Origin of the sequence: Aquibacillus albus (genome assembly GCF_016908325.1) — a bacterium.
Classification (GTDB): Bacteria; Bacillota; Bacilli; order Bacillales; family Amphibacillaceae; genus Aquibacillus_A; species Aquibacillus_A albus.
The window spans coordinates 1-17,831 of sequence record NZ_JAFBDR010000019.1 but is presented as its reverse complement, the minus strand read 5'-3'; the positions used below and the strand labels follow the sequence as shown (position 1 = coordinate 17,831).

18 protein-coding genes are annotated in these 17,831 nt (G+C 37.6%); 15 read left to right on the top strand and 3 right to left on the bottom strand.

Going from position 1 to position 17,831, the window contains the following annotated elements; translation table 11 throughout:
• Nucleotides 1–66: 66 nt before the first annotated feature.
• Nucleotides 67–279: a hypothetical protein gene (locus tag JOC48_RS15200; RefSeq protein WP_204501098.1), complete on the bottom strand. Its 213-nt coding sequence runs from the start codon at nt 277–279 to the stop codon at nt 67–69.
• A gap of 190 nt (nt 280–469) precedes the next feature.
• On the opposite strand from JOC48_RS15200, the gene JOC48_RS15195 reads away from it, so the two are divergent.
• The 4 genes from JOC48_RS15195 (at nt 470) to JOC48_RS15180 (ending at nt 4,952) form a co-directional block, all read left to right on the top strand.
• On the top strand, nt 470–1,828 hold the full coding sequence (locus JOC48_RS15195) for an MATE family efflux transporter (RefSeq protein WP_204501097.1): 1,359 nt from the start codon (nt 470–472) through the stop codon (nt 1,826–1,828).
• 404 nt (nt 1,829–2,232) lie between these two features.
• Nucleotides 2,233–2,964: a ZIP family metal transporter gene (locus JOC48_RS15190; protein WP_204501096.1), complete on the top strand. Its 732-nt coding sequence runs from the start codon at nt 2,233–2,235 to the stop codon at nt 2,962–2,964.
• Between the two features lie 79 nt (nt 2,965–3,043).
• Nucleotides 3,044–4,063, top strand: a complete 1,020-nt coding sequence (locus JOC48_RS15185; protein WP_239584407.1) for an asparaginase — start codon at nt 3,044–3,046, stop codon at nt 4,061–4,063.
• Nucleotides 4,064–4,205: 142 nt separating this feature from the next.
• On the top strand, nt 4,206–4,952 hold the full coding sequence (locus JOC48_RS15180) for a CAP domain-containing protein (RefSeq protein WP_204501095.1): 747 nt from the start codon (nt 4,206–4,208) through the stop codon (nt 4,950–4,952).
• Nucleotides 4,953–4,999: 47 nt separating this feature from the next.
• Here JOC48_RS15180 and JOC48_RS21550 read toward each other — a convergent pair whose 3' ends face one another.
• Both JOC48_RS21550 and JOC48_RS15175 read right to left on the bottom strand, forming a co-directional pair.
• A complete protein-coding gene (locus JOC48_RS21550) occupies nt 5,000–5,134 on the bottom strand; it encodes a hypothetical protein (protein ID WP_275580749.1) in 135 nt (44 codons plus the stop codon).
• 43 nt (nt 5,135–5,177) lie between these two features.
• Nucleotides 5,178–6,044 carry a permease gene (locus JOC48_RS15175; RefSeq protein WP_204501094.1) on the bottom strand — a complete coding sequence of 289 codons (867 nt, stop codon included), beginning with the start codon at nt 6,042–6,044 and terminating at the stop codon, nt 5,178–5,180.
• Between the two features lie 312 nt (nt 6,045–6,356).
• Here JOC48_RS15175 and JOC48_RS15170 point away from each other — a divergent pair, with 312 nt between their 5' ends.
• From JOC48_RS15170 to JOC48_RS15120, 11 genes are all read left to right on the top strand, one after another.
• Entirely contained in the window at nt 6,357–7,505 is a 1,149-nt protein-coding gene (locus tag JOC48_RS15170; RefSeq protein ID WP_204501092.1) for an MFS transporter, read from the top strand.
• 118 nt (nt 7,506–7,623) lie between these two features.
• On the top strand, nt 7,624–8,385 hold the full coding sequence (locus JOC48_RS15165; RefSeq protein WP_204501090.1) for a threonine/serine exporter family protein: 762 nt from the start codon (nt 7,624–7,626) through the stop codon (nt 8,383–8,385).
• Nucleotide 8,386: 1 nt separating this feature from the next.
• Nucleotides 8,387–8,824 carry a threonine/serine exporter family protein gene (locus JOC48_RS15160; protein ID WP_204501088.1) on the top strand — a complete coding sequence of 146 codons (438 nt, stop codon included), beginning with the start codon at nt 8,387–8,389 and terminating at the stop codon, nt 8,822–8,824.
• Between the two features lie 133 nt (nt 8,825–8,957).
• The gene (locus JOC48_RS15155; RefSeq protein ID WP_204501086.1) at nt 8,958–9,857 is read left to right on the top strand and encodes an AEC family transporter; all 900 of its coding nucleotides are present in this window, start codon (nt 8,958–8,960) and stop codon (nt 9,855–9,857) included.
• 273 nt (nt 9,858–10,130) lie between these two features.
• Complete coding sequence (locus JOC48_RS15150; RefSeq protein WP_239584406.1) at nt 10,131–11,072, top strand: NAD(P)/FAD-dependent oxidoreductase; 942 nt, start codon at nt 10,131–10,133, stop codon at nt 11,070–11,072.
• Between the two features lie 184 nt (nt 11,073–11,256).
• A complete protein-coding gene (locus JOC48_RS15145) occupies nt 11,257–12,120 on the top strand; it encodes a basic amino acid ABC transporter substrate-binding protein (protein ID WP_204501084.1) in 864 nt (287 codons plus the stop codon).
• Nucleotides 12,121–12,231: 111 nt separating this feature from the next.
• Complete coding sequence (locus JOC48_RS15140; protein ID WP_239584405.1) at nt 12,232–12,903, top strand: amino acid ABC transporter permease; 672 nt, start codon at nt 12,232–12,234, stop codon at nt 12,901–12,903.
• Nucleotides 12,900–13,622: an amino acid ABC transporter ATP-binding protein gene (locus tag JOC48_RS15135; protein ID WP_204501082.1), complete on the top strand. Its 723-nt coding sequence runs from the start codon at nt 12,900–12,902 to the stop codon at nt 13,620–13,622. The genes JOC48_RS15140 and JOC48_RS15135 overlap by 4 nt, the downstream gene beginning before the upstream one ends.
• Before the next feature lie 124 nt (nt 13,623–13,746).
• Complete coding sequence (locus tag JOC48_RS15130; protein WP_204501080.1) at nt 13,747–14,736, top strand: LacI family DNA-binding transcriptional regulator; 990 nt, start codon at nt 13,747–13,749, stop codon at nt 14,734–14,736.
• A gap of 113 nt (nt 14,737–14,849) precedes the next feature.
• Nucleotides 14,850–16,250 (top strand): sucrose-specific PTS transporter subunit IIBC, encoded by a 1,401-nt coding sequence (locus JOC48_RS15125; protein WP_204501078.1) that lies wholly within the window; start codon nt 14,850–14,852, stop codon nt 16,248–16,250.
• A gap of 17 nt (nt 16,251–16,267) precedes the next feature.
• Nucleotides 16,268–17,749, top strand: a complete 1,482-nt coding sequence (locus JOC48_RS15120) for a glycoside hydrolase family 32 protein (protein ID WP_204501076.1) — start codon at nt 16,268–16,270, stop codon at nt 17,747–17,749.
• Nucleotides 17,750–17,831: the final 82 nt, after the last annotated feature.

Here is a 17,831-nt window from a genome sequence, read left to right as displayed (position 1 = left end):
GGAAAGAAAAGAAGAAATAATTCTTTATGTATTCATTTGATAGCTGTAAAGTAAAAAACACCTTGTTTAATCACTATCGTCATCATCATCTCCTCCAAAGCCACCTGCATCCCCACTGTTTGATTTTGTTTTTTGGCTTGCAGCCCAGAATGCAATGAAAAGCAACGGAATAAGAACAATCAAAGGGATATTAATCGAGCTTCGAGTAATCATAGCAATGATTGTTAGGACAATAATCCCAACCATAATATACAAGCATCCACGTCCAAATGTTTCCATAGATAAGATTCTCCTTTTGCTTGGTAATTGGAAGTAACCATTAAAGGATACACTTATCATCATAGTATGTTAATCATTCATAGATATTACTATATTCTCGTTTGGGAAAAGAAGCTTTTGTCGATGCTGAAACATTGATCTCCTGGTAAAATGAATAAAAGTAACAAGAGCGGATAGAGGAGAATGTGTAATGAGAAAACAGCAGGATTTTACAAATGGAAAGATAATCAATCAACTATTGACCTTCTCTGCCCCAATTATGTTTACCAACTTGCTGCAAGTATCCTATCAGTTTATTGATAGCTTATGGGTGGGAAATTTATTAGGGGCAAATGCGTTAGGAGCAGTTGCAGTTTCAAGTATTGTCATTTTTACGTTGTTGTCATTTATTATCGGAATAAATAATACAACGTTAACTGTATTATCCCAACAAAAAGGGAAAGGAAATGAAGAGGGTCTAAAAAGCTATTTAAATGCGTTTGTGGTTACGTTAACGATAATGGCAATCTTTTTAGGTTTGATTGGGTTTCTTTTAGCAAATCCGATTTTAAGCTTGTTAGGCACACCCTCATCTATGATGGATGACGCGTCCGTTTACTTGAAAATAAATGCATTAGGGATTCTTTTTTTATTAGGCTACAATTTTATTGGAACTGTTTTACGTGCAATAGGTGATAGTAAAACTCCACTTCGATTCGTTATGATTGCAGTTATATTAAATTTTATTTTTGATCCTGTTTTTATTTCTGTTTTTGACTTAGGGATACATGGAGCAGCGTATGCAACGGTATGCTCTCAAGGGATTGCTTTTTTATATGGTATTTACTATGTCCTTCGTAAAGAGCTTGTTCCATTCCCCGTTCCATCTTTACCTGCCATTGCTGAAGTAAAGCTAATTTTACACTTAGGTATCCCATCAGGACTGCAAATGTCAGTCATTTCTGCTGGGTCTGCAGCAATTATGAGTGTCGTTACTTCACATGGAGAGGCTGTCGTTGCAGGGTTTAGTGCAGCGCAACGACTAGATAGTATCTTTATTTTACCTTGTCATGCGTTGGGCACTGCTGTAAATAGTATGGCTGGTCAAAATATCGGTGTGAATAAATGGGAAAGGGTATCGAAAATTTCTAAATATGGAGTTATCTATAATTTTTTAATCATGCTTTTTGTTGCATTACTCCTTGTTTTATTTGCGCAATTCGGGATTCAATTATTTATACAAGATCAAGCTGCTGTACAATTTGGTGCTACTTATTTAACCATTGTTGCTTTCTTTTACCCATTTTTAGGAATTAATTTTATTTTAAATGGTGTTGTTCGAGCTGCAGGGGCCATGTATCAAGTGCTAATTTTAAATGTCATCTCATTCTGGATTTTACGTTATCCACTTACATATTTGTTCTCGTCCAAGTTTGGCGAAATAGGAATTGGATTAGGGATGGGGATTAGTTTTGTAATCAGCAGTTTATTCGCATTTTTGTATTATCGATATGGCAGGTGGAGAGAAAAAGAAATATTTAAAGAGGATGTTCAAAAAGACACCAAATGATAAGTGGCGCAGCTCTTGGTGGGCTCGTTGTTAGGTTAAATTCTTCGTGACATAATCTTACAAAAATGTTGGAGTGTGGAAGATTAGATGATAAAGTTTTCTTAGAGATAGAGAGAAAGCAAGGGAAGTCTTTAGCAATATTGGGGGATGAGTCGTTACGATCATCGTTGGTTTCAATTGTCTAGGGGTACTACATATAAAAACAGCTATCCGTTTGAAAAAATTCAATCGATAGCTGTTTTTGTTTGCCTTTTAACATAAATGAGGAAAATGGTCACTTTTGTTGAAGTGGGGGTCTTCTCGCGAAAAAAGACAAACATTCAGTAATTGCGCGAATATTTCCCTTAATTTTGGATGATTTTAATGGTAGCGAGTAGTTTCATTCTGATAGGAGGCTTTTCTTCATGTGGAATGCGATACTATGGGGTACCATTGCTGCATCTGCAACAATGGCAGGTGCCATAATTGTTCTGAAGTTTTCCATTCCTAAGCGTTTAATTGCGTTTATCATGGCTCTGGGAACAGGAGCCCTAATAGGCGCAACAACGTATGAACTCCTAGGAGAAGCCTTAGAGTTAAGTGGTTTTAAAGAACTTGCCATTGGATTTCTTGGAGGAGCGTTAGTATTCACTATTTTAGATATCATTGTAACAAATAAAGGTGGTCATCAACGGAAAGAATCAGATCGACAACATGATACGTCGTCATCAAGTGCAGGATTAGGGATTTTTATTGGAACAATTATGGATACGTTACCTGAATCAGCGATGATTGGGATGAGCTTGATTGGTGGAGAATCGGTAAGCTTAGCACTCGTCATTTCTATTTTTATAAGTAATTTACCAGAAGGAATATCAAGCACTGTTGGCTTGCAAAAGAATGGGTATTCAAAGAAAAAGATTATCTTCCTTTGGTTACTTGTTGTATTTTTTTCTGCGCTTAGCTCTGTTGGTGGAACATTTCTTGAGGCAGCACCGGATAGCATAAAAGCAATAATGAGTGCATTCGCTGGAGGCGCTATTATCTCTATGATTGCTTCAACGATGATGCCAGAAGCATTTAAAAAAGGCGGACCAAGTGTTGGATTCATTACTTCGATAGGGGTTTTTATTTCACTGTGGCTACATCATTTATAAGGTGTTATGGATTCCAGTTTCATTCGGTTCGTAGTAACATGTGTATAGTGATAAGCAATGAACAAAGGGGAGAATAAAATTGACGAAGCTGCATGAGGTTCATGTCTATAGAGGACAATACATAGAAAGTAGTCACCAAGTACATATAGCTGTAGTATCAGCTGAAGGTAAATTAATCGGATATTATGGCGATCCATTTCGCCTGACATTTGGCCGCTCCTCGCTAAAGCCATTTCAGGCGGCACCATTAGTTGAATCTGGTGCAATCGAGACTTATGGGTTAACGCAAAAAGAGCTTGCCTTGTTTTGTGCGAGTCATAACAGTGAAGACTTTCATAGACAAGGAGTAAAGGATGTATTAGCGAAAATTGACTTAGAGGAAAGTGCACTTCAGTGTGGTACTCATATACCAAGGGACAAGGATAGTTATAAAAAACTGATAAAAAGTGGAGGGGAGCTGACCCCAGTTTATCATAACTGTTCCGGTAAACATGCGGGAATGCTTGCAGGGTCCCTTAAAAAAGCATTGGATATTGATCATTATAGAGATCCAGATCATCCGTATCAGTTAGAAATTATCGAGGTTATTTCCAACGCTAGCGACTATGCAAAGGAAAAAATAGCTACTTCCGTTGATGGTTGTGGTCTCCCTGTTCATCGTTTACCGTTATACAACCTTGCTTTGGCTTTCACAAGATTAGCTGTGCCGAATCTTTGGGCAAATGGAAGTGAGCAAAGAAAAGCATCATTTGAGAAAATTCGTGAAGCAATGACTAAGTATCCAGAGATGGTAGCAGGAACAGACCGGTATGATACCGACTTAATGCGGGTATTTAATGGGCGGCTTGTAGCTAAGGTTGGTGCAGAAGGTGTACATTGTATCGGTGACAAAGATACCGGCATTGGAATAGCTTTAAAAGTAGAAGATGGTAACGAGCGAGCGACCAATGTTGCTTCGATGGAAGTGCTTCATCAGTTAGGGATTGGAACTGAAAATGCGTTCAGTCAATTATCTGAATACCATCATGCTCCTGTCCGTAATGCAAGAAAAGAAAAGATTGGTGAAATGATTCCGAGCTTTACGCTGAAAAGAATATAACTTTTTTGAACATCTGCTTTTAAATATAAGTAATCAAATTTTAGCAAAATGACTAATAGATGTTAATGCGAAATATAAAGCATAACACCTCTGTTTAAGTAAATAGTATAAATGATTAATTTTAAAAACAGAGGTGAAAAACATGAAGATTTTTCAATACACCGTATTAGCATTCCTTCTAGGTGTTGTGGCAACTGGTTGTAATAATGATGCGAACCAGATCGATCAAGCAAATCCAGGTAATGATCCTGCAACACCACAACAAGTGGGATTTAATGCAGGTGATAATGATAATAATTTTGGAGTTAATGAAATTCCAAATAGGTATGACATCCCTGTTCGACCGGGGCGTGAGCAAAATATATTTAGAATTCCTGGTGGACAGAACGGGCAACAAGCTCAACCTGACACAAATCAGCGTTACCAACAACAAAATCCAGATCAGCAACAACAAGCAATTCCTCAACAAGAGGAGCAGAACCAACCACAACAAAAACAAACAGAAAATCAACCAACAAATATACAGGCAGAAGTTATTGAATTAACGAATCAGGAAAGACAAAACAATGGCTTACCACCGCTTAAACAGGACCAGCCATTAACAAATGCAGCACAGATGAAGTCAGAGGACATGGCGAATAATAATTATTTCTCACATAATTCTCCGACATATGGTACTCCTTTTGATATGTTGCAATCACAGGGAATAGAGTACACAACTGCTGCAGAAAACATTGCAAGAGGTCAACAATCAGCACAAGAGGTTGTTGAGGGATGGATGAATAGTCCGGGTCACAGAAAAAACATTTTAAACAAGAAAGTAACGCATATAGGTGTTGGGTATGCTTCGAACGGAGATTACTGGACACAGTTGTTTATTAAGAAATAAAAAAAGAAGAAGGGCTGCCCTTGCAATGAAGGGACAGCCTTTCTTGCTTAACAACAAGAAGAATCCGAGTTATCACAACAATCCTCTTCTTTGTTTTCCTTTTTTTCTGTAATTTGGATGGTACAACAGGATGAAGCTTCTTTTTCACTTTTTCCTACGACCTTTTTCAGTAAATTTATCATGGTAATCACCTCCTTTTATAACCTGAGACTTTTTGAACATCATCTATAATAGGTAGAAAATAAACCCGGATAAGGTAGACATAGTAATAACCGATAGAACAAAAAGGATGACGAGTTGCACTTTGAAAATCGATTTTAAAAGCATTACTTCTGGTAAACTGGCACCCGCTGAACTAATCATCATTGCCATAACTGGTCCTAGGGCCATCCCTTTTAGAATTAACATTTGAGAAATTGGAATCATACTAGATAACCGAATATATAAAGGGATACCAACAACTGCAGCTAACGGAATGAGCCACCAATGCTCTGCTCCGAATGTGTTTGATATCCACTCAGTTGGAACAATTCCATAGATTGTTGCTCCAATGGCCGCTCCAATGAATAGATAGGGGTACACTGACTTCATTAAATCAACGGTCTCTTTCCATGCATAACGAAAACTAAAGGGAACGGTTTTTTCTTGATAACCACTCATAACGACATTTTTAACGGCCTTCTCCATCCCTAAGGCTTCTAATGCCAACCCGATGACAATCGAAAAGGTTGCTGTAACTACAATATAAATAAGTGTTACCTTCCACCCTAAAATGACCCCCATAATCGTTAATATGGTCGGGTCTAGTACTGGAGATGAAAATAAGAAAATCATAACTAGACCAAAGGGTAATTTTTTCTTTAACATCGTTACAACGATCGGAATCGTAGAACAGGAACAAAAAGGCGTAAGAAATGCAAAAATGATAGCAAAAAATACCCCGGCAATTTTGTTTTTTCCTGTCAGGTGTCTTTCAATTTTTTCAAATGGAATAAATCCTTGTAGCAGACTGACGACAAACGTGATAACAATAAATAATCCGGTTAACTCTAAAGCAATTTTCAGAAAGCTAATTACTATTTCTTGAAGCATGGAACCCTCCTCCTTGTATGATCCATTTTATTTGATAATTAAATCAAAAAAAATTGATTTATAGTAGGAAATTTTATCAAAATTATTTGATTTAATTATATTATGAAAAAGTGTGCTTGGCAACAGTTTTATCAAAATTATTTGATTAATTTATTTTTCACTATCGTTTAAGAAACCTTTGCATTCGATCCTTTTACTCGTATAATTGGGTAATAGTTAAAAAACGATATGGATGTATGCTTTCCTTGAAATGCGAATACAATGTTCCGTATTTCAAGGATATTTTTTGCTCTAGTAGGGGGAGAAGCTTAATTGTCAAATAGAGAATCATTAATTCCTTTAAAGATGTTGCTGTTCAGTTTTCACGGTGCAAATACGATTATCATAAGTTTTTTGCCATTATATCTTCAGTTTAAAGGATTAGATGGTAAGGAAATTGGATGGGTTTTAGCTATTGGTCCGATGGCTGCGATCATTTCTCAGCCATTTTGGGGGTATATGAGCGATAAGTATCAAACGGTTAAACGGATAGTAATTATTTGTTTAATATGCTTAATGGTTGGAAGTTATATTTTCTTGCAAATGACAACGGTTCCGCTGTTATTAATGATGGCTGTCGTGTTTTTTTTCTTTGCGGCGCCTGTTGGGGCATTAGGTGACAGCTTGTCCCAAAGAAGAGCTGATGAGTTAGGTATCTCATTTGGAACGATTCGGATGTGGGGTTCGATTGGTTTTGCTACTTCATCACTAGCCGTTGGGGAATTACTTTCTATGGTTGGAATTGAATATATGATTTGGCCATATCTCTTTTTGGCTGGATTGGCTTTAGCTGTCTGCTTTTGGCTGAAGGACGTAAAAATAAATGCAAAACCAATTCAATTCAAGGATTTACGACGTCTAACGAAAAACAAACCTTTTATTATCTTTTTATTTTTAATTATGTTTATAACGACGACCCACCGAGCTAATGATAGTTTTATAGGTATCTATATTGACCAGTTGGGTGGAACAGAAAGCCTGATTGGAGTGTCATGGTTTGTTGGGGTGGCAAGTGAGGCACTCGTATTTGCTTTTGCCGGGTATTGGTTTAGAAAACTTCACCCACTAGTTTTTATTATTATTGCAGGATTACTTTATAGTATTCGTTGGTTTGCATACGGTTTTATTGAAGATCCGATGTTTATCGTAGCTTTTCAATTTTTACATGGATTGACGTTTGGTGTGTTTTACTTGTCTGCCTTTCAATATGTAACAAGGCTTATTCCAAAAGTATTACAATCGACCGGACATCTTGTGTTTGTGTCGATGTTTTTTGGTGTATCGGGGATAATTGGCTCGCTAATTGGAGGTTCGTTAATCGATACGATGGGTGGAGGCTTCTTATACCTAAGTATGGGTGGAATTGCATTAGTTGGAAGTATCGGTATCACTATTTATCATGTGTTGCCGTTTGGTAAATGATCATAGGAGGAGAGGAAGGACGAAAGGTTCTTTCTCTTTTTATTTATGAATCAATTTGATACCTCCTTATTGAATTGCTTATAATTAAATGAAGTAGGAAAAATATGGAGAGATAAATATGACTAACCATACGGATCATAAAAATGAAATCACTAAAGTTTGTATATTGGCTGGGAAATTAATGTTACAAAGTGGTGCCGAAACGTATCGTGTAGAAGATACAATGATACGAATTGCAGCTTCTTATGGGATTGAAAACCCACAAAGCTTTGTGACACCGACGGGCATTCTCTTTTCCATACAAGATACAGATCCAACGAGTTTCGTTCGCATTGTTGAACGTTCAACAGACTTACATAAAGTAACTTTAGTAAATAGTGTATCTAGAAAAATTAGCAGCGGTGAACTGTCAGTAGCTCAGGCGAGTCAGCGGCTAAAGGAAATTGAAAAACAAACACATGCGTATTCCATACCAGTTCAAGTAATGGCAGCATCCGTGACAAGTGGTAGTTTTGCTATCATGTTTAATGGTCAATGGAGTGATTTCATTCCTGCACTTATTACAGGTGGAATCGGATACTCCACGGTGGTATATTCCCATCGTGTCGTTGAAATTCGTTTTTTTGCTGAGTTTTTTGCCGCGGTCATGATTGGTTTAATTGCGTATTGCTTTTTATTTTTTGGAATAGGTAATGAGCTAGATAAAATCATCATTGGCTCTGTCATGCCATTGGTACCTGGCCTTTTAATCACAAACGCTGTACGAGATTTAATGGCCGGACATTTGGTTTCGGGTCTATCCAAGGGCGCAGAAGCATTTTTAACTGCATTCGCAATTGGTGCGGGTATTGCTGTTGTACTATCTATCGTGGGGGGATAATATGTATATAGAACAGTTAGTCACAAGCTTTTTTGCGGCAGCAACATTCGGCATTATTTTTAATGCACCTAAAAGAAACTTAATCCAATGTGGTCTGGTAGGTATGTGTGGTTGGATCGTTTATATCGTCTTCGTCGAATTAGGTATCGATGCCGTTCCTGCGACGGTTGCTGCAGCGGTTGTAGTCGCTGTATTGAGCCAACTATGTGCCAAACTATACAAAACTCCGATTATTGTCTTTATCGTTTCGGGGATTATTCCATTGGTCCCTGGTGGGCTGGCCTATGATGCAATGCGTAATTTTGTTGAAAATGACTATAATACAGCGGTTCAATTGGCAGCTAAAGTGCTTTTAATTTCTGGAGCTATTGCAATTGGGTTAGTATTTTCAGAGGTAATTAATCAAGTCATCCGTAAATCAGGGTGGAAGCGAATATAGTACCACGGCGTATTTGAGTGCTGTCATACGAAGCCTTCAGTACACCTTCTTCGCTCATTTCCTATTCCTTGTGGTGAGTTTTTCCATAGCTTATTTTTTCCTGTTTGCGTATAATCAAAAACAGGTGATTTTTATGGAATTTATATTAGTTCTTATCCCCATTTTCGGTATTTTTGCGATTGGATACATCGGAATGAAGTTATTGAACATCGAGATAAAGCCAATCTCTACTATTGCACTTTATTTAATGTCTCCGTTTCTTGCCTTCCGAACCTTCTATCAAAATACGTTAAACATGGATTATGTATATTTGGGTATTTTTCTTGTGCTACTATGTGTTGCAACGATTTTGGTATGCTATGTGATTGCTTATATAAGGTTGTGGGATAACGAAGAAAAAAGCGGGATGATACTAGCTTCTGTTTTCATGAATAATGGTAATTATGGAACACCTCTTGTGCTGTTAATTTTCGGTGAAAGAGGTTTGCATTATGCAGTTATTTTAATGGTGCTACAGCAATTAATCATGTGCACGGTTGGGATCTATTATGCTGCAAAAGGTAATGAAAGAAATATTAAAGTAGCCCCATTGAAGCAAGTGATTCGGTTTCCGGTCATTTACGGAGCTCTTCTAGGAATTTTGCTTAATTTAGTACAGATAGATTTAGGAAGTAATATGATGATTGCAGTGGATATGGTCTCTGATGCTACCATTCCTACGATTATGATTGTCCTTGGAATGCAGCTAGCGACAATTAAGCTTAAGAAAATGGAATTGGGTAAACTATCTGTTTCGTTGTTTATTCGATTGGCCCTTGCACCAGTCATTGCTTATGTAATTACACTATTTTTACCAGTTGATGAAATGACAAAGGATATCTTGATTCTAATGGCCGCAATGCCAACTGCAGCAAATACGACGATGTATGCCTTGCAATTTAATGTCAAGCCAGCCTTTGTTTCCAGTGCTACATTAATCAGTACATTAGCAAGTGTAATTACACTGCCAATTTTATTAGTTATATTGTTATAAAAAGAAGGATGAACCTCCGTGGCTTCATCCTTCTTTTTTTGGAGGTTCGTGTTAAAGTTCGGTGATAATTTTTGACTCATCGTGTGAAATCAGGATTTCACACGACTATCAGCATAGCTGAAAGGATGCCAAATGGAAAAGAACACAGGAGAAAACTTGTTTTCTCAATGTGTTCTTTTCCATTTGGCATAATGAGTCAAAAATATACTAAATATCAACACTATCCTTTAACAGACCCTTTTTGGAAAATAATACATGCGTGAAAAAAATGGGATGATAAACACTAAAAATATAACAAAAAAAGAAATGGGGGAGTTAACCATTCGTTACGAGTGTGCAATTATTGGTGGTGGTATCGCTGGCTTACAAGCAGCTATCCAATTAGGCAGATATCGCCATGACGTGATCGTAATTGATTCAAGAGTAAGTGGCAGGTCAAACCTTTGTCGCTGTTATCATAATGTGCTTGGATGGCCTAATGGTGTTAGCGGGCAAAAGTTGAGAGATATTGGTACCGAACAAGCAAAAGAACTAGGGGTATATTTTCTGGACGCTACAGTAAAACGTGTGAACAAAAATAAGGATGTATTTGACATAGAAACAGAGAGCGGAAATTCATATCAAGCCCAGCGGATTTTGTTTGCGACAGGTGTAAAGGATCGTATTCCTTCTTTTTCAAACTTAATTCCATGTTTAGGTAAAAGTGTTTATATATGTCCTGACTGTGACGGGTATGAAATTTTAAATAAAAAGGCGATTATCTTAGGTTCTGGGACTCCTGGTGCCAACATGGCTTTGACTTTAACGAATTGGTCTAAAGATCTTATATACGTTAACCATGAACAAGAACCATTAGAGGAAAACAAGCTAGAAGCGTTGAACAAGCAAGGAATTACTTATTATGATAAGCGGATTATGCAAGTTTTTGCTCAAGACGGAGAGTTTAAAGGTGTTGAGTTAGAAGGTGGCAAAGAAATACATGCGAACCATGGCTTTGTTGCTTTTGGAGGAAATGAAGTGAAGTCTGAGCTTGCAGAGCAGCTAGGAGTAGAGCTTCATAAAAACAAACATATTTTAGTAAATCCACGTACACAAATGACAAGTGTAGAAAATGTTTGGGCTGCTGGAGATGTAGTCGTACACTCTGAACAAATGACAATAGCTATGGGGGATGGGATGCAGGCGGCGATTTGGATTCATAAAACATTAAACTAATTCGTGAAAAGGGCGATTGCATGTTTCGGTGATCGTCTTTTTATGTATATTGATACATAATTGTGAACAAATAGTTCATAATATTTCCAAGAAAACAATATACAAAACTATTGATAAATATACAATTTGGAGTTATTATTTTTATTGCTGTAAAAATCTTATGAACAATCAGGAGTGAATAATTATGAAGAATCGTTTAACTTATTTCCTATTAGCTTTATTGACGATGGGTTTACTTATATTAACAGCATGTGGGACAGGCACGGAAGAAGGTGCAGATGAGGGAACGAATGGTACTGATACAGAAGAAGGTGCCAACGAGGACGCAAAAGAAGAAAGAAAAGTGTTGCAAGTAGGTACAGATGCCGCTTTTGCCCCGTTTGAATATATGGAAAAAGGTGAAATTACTGGCTTTGATGTAGATTTATTAGAAGCGGTTATGGCTGAAGCTGGATATGAATATGAATTGAAAAATACTGGCTGGGATCCACTATTTGCTTCTTTAGATACGAAAAGCATTGATTTAGGTATTTCTGCTGTAACGATTGATGAGGAACGAAAGGAATCCTATGATTTTTCTGTGCCATATTTTGAGTCTACGCATATGATTGTATTTAATGAAGGTACTGATATTACAAGTGCTGAGGATTTAAATGGAATGAGAGTAGGGGTACAAAATGGTACGACTGGACAGTCTGCTGCTGAAAAAATATTAGGGAAAAATAGTGATAACATTTCCAAATATGAAACAACAGCAGTTGCTTTTATGGCACTTACAAATGGTGATGTACAAGCAGTTGTAACGGATAACGTTGTTGCGAATGAATTTGTGAAAAATAATCCAAATGCGAATGTAGAAGCAATTACAGATGAAGATAATTTTGATTCAGAATTCTATGGATTAATTTTCCCTAAAGGTAGTGAATTAGTAGAAGACTTTAATGAAGCTTTAACAACAGTGATTGAAAATGGTACGTATGAAGAAATCTATCAAGAATGGTTCGGGTCAGAAGTAGATACTGAAGTTATATTAAATGCTGCAGAATAAGGCATAATAAGAAAAAAAATTAGCGTAACGATAAAACGTTACGCTAATTTTTCGCAATTTTACATGATTAGCCAAGTTTTTAAAGAAACCTAGAAGGAGTTTTATGAAGGTATGATGAATATTTGGGAGAATATTAGATGGGATATTATTGTTGATTATCTTCCGTTTTTTTTAAAAGGAGCACTGGTAACCATTGGGATGTCTTTAGCTGGTGTCTTATTCGGATTGGCTTTGGGGTTGTTAATTGGTATCGGCAAGATGTCGCCAATAGCGATTGCGAGGCTCCCGTTTATTTGGTACGTCAACTTCTTTAGAGGTACGCCATTGTTTGTTCAAATATTATTGATACATTTTGGGTTGATGCCGATATTTATGACACCGGTAAATCCAATTGCGTCAGGTGTTGTTGCATTATCTCTAAACTCAGCAGCTTATATCGCAGAGATCTTTCGTGCTGGGATTAAATCAATTGACAAAGGGCAGGCAGAAGCGGCACATTCACTTGGTATGAACAAATTGCAAGTGATGTGGTACGTTGTTTTACCACAAGCATTTAAGCGAATGGTTCCACCACTAGGGAATGAATTCATTGTGTTGTTAAAGGACTCCTCGCTAGCAGCTGTTATTGCGGCACCGGAATTGCTTTACTGGGGAAGAGCAGCACAAGGGGAGTATTATCGTGTTTGGGAGCCGTATTTAACGGTAGCACTTATCTACCTTATTTTAACATTAACGTTGACTTACTTGCTTAATTACTTAGAAAGAAGGTTAGATACGGAATGATTTCGGTACAAAATCTTAAAAAATCATTTGGAGAATTAGAGGTTCTAAAAGATATTAGTGTGGAGGTAAACCCTCAAGAGGTAGTTGTCGTTATTGGACCATCCGGCTCTGGTAAATCTACCTTTTTGCGCTGTTTAAACTTAATGGAATCAATTACAGATGGACAAGTACTCATTGAAGGAAAGGACCTTACGGATAAACAAACGAACATTAATGAAATCCGAACTGAAGTAGGGATGGTGTTTCAACAGTTTAATTTATTTCCGCACAAAACGGTTCTGGATAATATAACACTCGCGATGACAGTTGTTCGTAAATGGAATAAACGTGAAGCGGAAGAAAAAGCACTGAAGCTTCTAGAAAAAGTAGGCTTGAAAGAAAAGGCACAGGTCTATCCTGATTCATTATCTGGTGGGCAAAAACAGCGTGTAGCGATTGCTCGTGCGCTTGGAATGGAACCGAAGATTATGCTATTTGATGAACCAACTTCAGCATTGGATCCTGAGATGGTCGGGGAAGTGTTAGAAGTTATGAAGCAGCTGGCAAAAGAGGGGATGACTATGGTCGTTGTTACACATGAGATGGGCTTTGCCAGAGAAGTTGGCGACCGTGTTATTTTTATGGACGAAGGATATATAGTGGAAGAAAATGAACCAGAAGAGATATTTGGAAATCCACAAAACGAAAGAACAAAAGCGTTTTTGAGCAAGGTGCTATAAAGGTCACTTTTGATGTGGCCTTTTTATTATACTTTCAGTTAGTTATAAGTGAAACTAGGCATGTAGATTTTCCTAATTATTCAGCATCGTGTAAAATGACATTGTAAAAGAAGGGGGTTGGGTCATGGCAACCATTAATGAAATAGCGAAAATGGCAAAAGTCTCTAGAACAACTGTGTCCAGATTTTTAAACAATTCAGGCTATGTTAGTGAAGATGTTAGAAAACGAATTGAAAAAGTGATTGAAGAGACAGGCTATATACCTAGTCAATATGCAAAGTCATTACGAACGAAACAAACAAAAGTAATCGGTGTAATCTTACCAACAATCCGAACCGAGACATCTAGTAGGCTAGTAGCCGGAATGGATGAAATCCTAGCAGCATCAGGCTATCAAATTTTGCTTGCGAATACGAATTTAAATAAAGAAAAAGAAATGGAATATATGGACCTATTAAAAAGTCGTCAAGTAGATGGGATTATACTGGCAGCAACCAACGTCAGTGATGCATTAGTCAACAAAATTTCGCAATTAGTTATCCCTTGTGTGGCGATTGGTCAAGAAATCGATGGTATTTCAAATGTATTATATGATGACTATCATGTCGCAAGAGCGTTAACATCTCTTTTTATTTCAAAAGGACATCAGCATATTGGATTTATTGGGGTTGCTGAATCAGATCGGTCCGTTGGGTTATTGCGGAAAAAGGGCTATTTGGATGAAATGGAGAAGAGCGATTTTGCTGTTGAACCAGCATGGCTACAAAAAGGAATTTTTGATATTGATTCAGGATATACTGCGATGAAAAACATAATGGAAACGTCGAACCAAAAGCCTACAGCCGTTTTTGCAGTAACTGATCGATTAGCAATTGGTGCGATGAAGTATTTAAAGGAACATAACTATAACATTCCGGATGATGTGGCTATTGCAGGAATTGGAGCGTCTGAAGTGTCGATGCACTTAGATCCGTCATTAACAACGGTCGATTATCAAAATGAGAAGGCTGGAAAAGAAGCGGCGATCCTGATTTTGGACCAAATTAAAAAGGAAAATAAAGCCATAAAAAAATTAACACTAACGTATAGACTTTTAGAAAGAGGTAGTGTATGATTGCCTGTGGAATCGATTCCAGATTGAAACCGATTACCAATTTTAAGGTATATTTTTTTCGCAATGTGGAATCGATTACACATTAAGATGATGATGAAAAGGAGTTAGAGACAATGGCGGAAAATCGAAAAATAGCACAAGAAATCATTGATGCTATTGGAGGAAAAGAAAACATTTCATCAGTAGCCCATTGTGCTACGCGTTTAAGAATAATGGTCAATGATAAGGAAGAAATTGATCAGGATAAAGTAGAGAAAATTGATAAGGTCAAGGGTGCCTTTTTTAACTCAGGTCAGTTCCAAATTATCCTTGGAACAGGTACAGTTAATCGTATTTATGAAGAGGTCGAGAAATTAGGAGTCATTGGCACGACAAAAGCAGAGCAAACCCAGGAAGCTGCTAAAAGCGGTAACGTCTTGCAACGGGCAGCGCGTACATTGGGGGATGTGTTTGTACCAATTATCCCAGTCCTTGTAGCGACAGGGTTATTTATGGGGCTTCGTGGTTTAGTTATGCAAGAACAAATACTAGCGTTATTTGGATTAACCCCAGCTGATATTTCAGAAAACTTTATCATGTTTACACAAATTTTAACGGATACAGCCTTTATCTTTTTGCCGGCATTAATTGCATGGTCAACGTTTCGTGTCTTTGGCGGAACACCGATTATTGGTTTAGTTCTTGGTTTAATGCTGGTTAGTCCTTCGCTTCCTAACGCATGGGGAGTTGCGGAAGGAGCGGTAGAACCATTATATTTTCTAGGGTTTATTCCCGTAATTGGCTACCAAGGATCTGTTTTACCTGCATTTATTGCTGGAATTCTTGGTGCAAAATTAGAGCGTTTTATTCGTAAGCGTGTACCAGAAGCATTAGATTTAATTCTTACACCATTTTTAACATTGTTAATTATGATTGCTGTTGCATTGTTTGTTATTGGTCCAATTTTACATGTTGTAGAGAATGGCATTTTATCAGGTGCTCTAATGGTGTTAGGCTTGCCAATCGGTTTAGGTGGACTTTTGATTGGGTTCTTACATCAAATTATCGTAATCACTGGGGTACACCATATATTTAATCTATTAGAGATAAAGCTATTGGAAAACAATGGAGTTAACCCATTTAACTCGATTATTACAGCGTCCATTGCTGCACAAGGTGGAGCGGCATTAGCGGTTGGTTTAAAGTCGACATCAACCAAATTAAAAGCATTGGCATTACCATCTTCTTTATCTGCATTTTTAGGAATAACAGAACCAGCTATTTTTGGGGTTAACTTACGCTACGTTAAACCATTTATCATGGGGTTGATTGGTGGAGGCATTGGTGGTTTTGCTGCTTCACTGTTTAACTTAGAAGCAACGGGAATGGCGATCACAGTAATCCCAGGAAGCTTGCTCTATCTAAATGGCCAAATTTTACTTTATTTGCTCGTTAATCTGATTGCAATCGGGATCGCATTTGTCCTGACTTGGATGTTTGGTTTTTCTGATAAAAAAGAGGATACTGTCAATTAAAAGGGGAGCATGCTTGGATGAAGGAATTTGGGAAAAAGGCTCTCACGCTTAATATAGAGCGTGACCGTTTTTTAAAGGAACAGGCAATGGAAAGGCTTGAAAAATATCGTGAGACTACTAGTCAAGATCCATTTCGAATGCAGTATCATATGATTCCACCAGTTGGATTGTTAAATGATCCAAATGGCTTTATTTATTACAAAGGGGAGTATCATCTATTTTTTCAATGGAATCCATTCGAGACGAAGCATGGACCGAAGTTTTGGGGACACTATTCCTCAACCAATCTAGTGGATTGGCAATTACAGCCTATCGCGCTAGCTCCAAGTGATTGGTTTGATAAGAATGGATGTTATTCCGGAAGCGCTGTTGAACACGAAGGTAAGCTATATCTTTTTTATACAGGTAATGTCAGGGATGAAAACGGAGACCGAGAATCTTATCAATGTTTAGCAGTTTCTGCTGATGGTGTACATTTTGAAAAGAAAGGTCCAGTGATTTCAGTTCCTAAAGGGTATACGGCACATTTCCGTGACCCTAAGGTTTGGAAAGAAAATAATCGATGGTACATGGTGATTGGCGCACAAACAGAAGAGGAGCAGGGATGTGTTGTTCTTTACGGTTCAGACGATTTAGAACAATGGGAGTTTATTGGTCGATTGGCAGGTACTTCACAAAGTAATGAGGAATCGTTTGGTTATATGTGGGAATGTCCAGATCTCTTTTCTCTAGGAGATAAGGATGTGTTGTTATTCTCGCCGCAAGGTATTCCTGCAGATGGCTATCATTATAACAATATCTACCAATCAGGATATTTTGTTGGAAAGGCAAATTTAGATAAAGGGACTTTCGAACATCAGGAGTTTGTGGAGTTAGATCAAGGCTTTGACTTTTACGCTCCACAAACAACACTGGATTCAGGTCAGCGCAGGTTAATGTTTGGTTGGATGGGAGTACCTGAGGAAAATGAAGCATTCCATCCGACTTTGGAGTACGAATGGATTCATGCGATGACGATACCGAGAGAGTTAAAGCTGGTGGACGGATGCGTATATCAGTCTCCAGTAGAAGAGCTCAAGCAGCTACGTGAAAATGCAGTTGAATATAAGGAAGTAACTATTCGCAATCAATTTGAATTAGATAATGTAGGGAAGCTAGCGTTTGAGCTAATGGTTGACATTCTTTCAAACAGTTCGAAGCAATTTACGATATGGCTTGGAAAATACACGAGAGTCATCTTTAATCAAGCGAAAAATCGTTTAACCTTCGAACGCAAAAGCATAAAAACGAATGAAATAGAAGCAAGACATTACAAAATAGAAAAGATAGATAAGTTACATCTATTTATCGACGCATCCTCCGTCGAAATGTTCGTCAACAATGGAGCAAAAGTATTCACATCACGCATATTCGAACACCCTGACAATCGAAAAGTTACGTTTGAAGTAAGCGATGCAATGACAATCGATGTATTTACATGGGATTTAAGGGGTCAGTAAGCTTACCCCTGTCAAGTAGACACATAAGGTTTGGGGTCATGCTGCCAATTTACTTTTATATTGAACTGGAGCTGATGATCCT